This is a genomic window from Bacillus sp. AFS040349, assembly GCF_002577655.1.
Lineage (GTDB): Bacteria > Bacillota > Bacilli > Bacillales > Bacillaceae > Metabacillus.
Window position 1 is genome coordinate 1 of record NZ_NUMC01000151.1, and the last position, 2,531, is coordinate 2,531.

Sequence of the window (2,531 nt, forward strand, 5' to 3'; positions counted from 1 at the left end):
GAGGTTGTGCGCCCATAAGGACATTTAGAAAATCTGCATTAGCAAAGCAGTAGGGAAATATCACATTCTTTACCCTATCATCAGCCAACTTATCCGTAAGGGAAACCAAGCGGGGAGTGTAGCATGTTGGAAAAGCCATAAGTTGTCTAGTTACCAAGGCACGACTGAATGGCGAGATGAAATTCATAGATAAGGATGAAAGCTGAATTGCTTGAATGATAGCTCAAGGAGGACTACGGGGACCTTCAGCGGGAGGTAACGATTTACGCTGTGCGAAGTATGCATGTTTCTTAAAAACTTCGAGAAATATGAAGTGATACTGCTTTGTCCATCTTCTATATGGAAGAAACGAGTGAAAATCATATCCGAAATTATGAAATGCTATGTTTCTATATGTCTAAATGGGGATTGCCTAAGTCAGAACGCTGTAAATACAGCTATGCATAATGTCCAATTGGATGAAAAATTTCAAGCTGAAAGGCAAGAAAGATGATGCTGAATATCTGATATGGCAACGGAGCTCTCGTAGTAGTCCGAGATAGGGAAAGCCTATTACATGGCGAAGGGGAGCAGTTTATCTAGTTTAATACCAAATTGGGAAGGAGCGTGAGGCTCTATGAGAAATCCAAAAGTAGTGTTAAACAGTCTAACTTCCAAAGCTCAAAATAAAACGTACGTATTTGAACGGTTGTATCGAAATTTGTATAATACCGAGTTTTATCTAGCAGCCTATGCCAAACTCTATTCGAATAAAGGAAGCAATACAAAAGGTGTCAATAATGACACTATTGATGGAATAAGCTTAGAAAGAATCGAGCGTTTGATTGAAAAATTAAAAGAGCAGTCTTATCAACCAAAACCAGCGCGCAGAACATATATCCCTAAGAAAAATGGAAAGCCACGACCTTTGGGTATCCCGACTTTTGAGGATAAATTAGTGCAAGAAGTTGTTCGGAGCATTTTAGAAAGTATTTATGAGCCACAATTCTCAAATCATTCGCATGGTTTTCGACCAAATCGTAGCTGTCACACGGCTTTAAAAGAAATACGTAACACGTTTACAGGTACGAGATGGTTTATTGAGGGTGATATAAAAGGTTTCTTTGACAATATCGACCATCATGTATTAATTGGGCTTTTACGAAAACGTATCAGGGACGAGAAATTAATTAATTTAATTTGGAAATTCCTTAGAGCAGGTTATGTAGAAGAATGGACTTTTCACAAAACTTACAGTGGAACCCCTCAGGGTGGCATAATTAGTCCGTTATTATCGAATATTTATCTGCATGAATTAGATAAATATGTAGAACAATATGCACTGGACTATAACAAAGGTAAAAAGCGCAGACATAATCTTATCTATCATAACGTAGCATCAAAGATTAATCATAGTAAAAGTAAAAATAAACGTGATTGGGAACGGTTAACTGAAGAAGAAAAAGCTGAAAGGCTTAGAAAATTAAAAGCTCTATATAAAGAGTTACAAAGCCATGAGAGCAAAGACCTCTTTGACCCGAACTACCGTCGAATGAAATATGTGAGATACGCTGATGATTTTATTATCGGGGTTATTGGCAGTAATAAAGAAGCTGAACAAATCAAGAAGGATTTAACAGATTACCTAGCAGATAAACTCAAATTAGAATTAAGTGCTGAAAAAACGTTGATAACAAATAGTAAGACAAACGCTAGATTTCTAGGATACGACATTCGAGTAGCAAGAGATTGGCAAAGAATGAAAATGTCAAATGGTACGAAAAAGCGAAAGTTCAACTATCAAACGAAGCTATTCGTACCACATGAGAAATATATCAAAAAACTCATCAATTTAGGTGCATTAAAAATTGGCAGCAACAATGGGTGGAAACCTGTTCATCGTCCGTATCTAGTGCATAACGATGACCTTGAAATTCTTCGTACGTATAATGCGGAAATTGAAGGATTATATCATTATTTTCGTCTAGCAAGCAATGTGCATGTACTTCAATCTTTCCGTCAAACAATGAAATACAGCATGATTAAAACGTATGCCAGTAAATATAAAAGTACCGTTAGTAAAATCATTACAGAATTTTCGATAAACGGGAAATTCGGTATACATTATAAAACGAAGGATGGTCCTAAAATTGCCTTTTTTACGGAACAACGAATGGAAAAGAACTCGGAAATCAATAAACAATCAGTCGATATAATTGAAAATACGTTACTTTACGGTGGCAGAACAAGCCTCATTGAACGCCTCTTAGCTGAAAAGTGTGAATGGTGTGGTGCAGAAAATGTTCCATTAGAAATGCATCATGTCAATAAACTTAAAGATTTAAAAGGTAAGAAACGATGGGAACAAACCATGATTGCAAGAAATCGCAAGACGATTGCCATGTGTGTAAAATGCCACCATGACTTACACAATGGAAAGTTAGATTGATAAATGGAAAGCCGTATACTCTGAGAGGAGTACGTACGGTTTGGAGGGGAGTTCTTGGAAACCTACTTAGGCAACTAAGCAAGGCGCCGGGTTCTTACCCTAC

Annotated in this window: 1 protein-coding gene; it reads left to right on the forward strand. The window is 37.0% G+C overall.

Going from position 1 to position 2,531, the window contains the following annotated elements:
• The first annotated feature begins 616 nt into the window (after positions 1-616).
• The gene (gene ltrA / locus COD11_RS24320; RefSeq protein WP_098799486.1) at positions 617-2,428 is read left to right on the forward strand and encodes a group II intron reverse transcriptase/maturase; all 1,812 of its coding nucleotides are present in this window, start codon (positions 617-619) and stop codon (positions 2,426-2,428) included.
• Positions 2,429-2,531 lie beyond the last annotated feature (103 nt).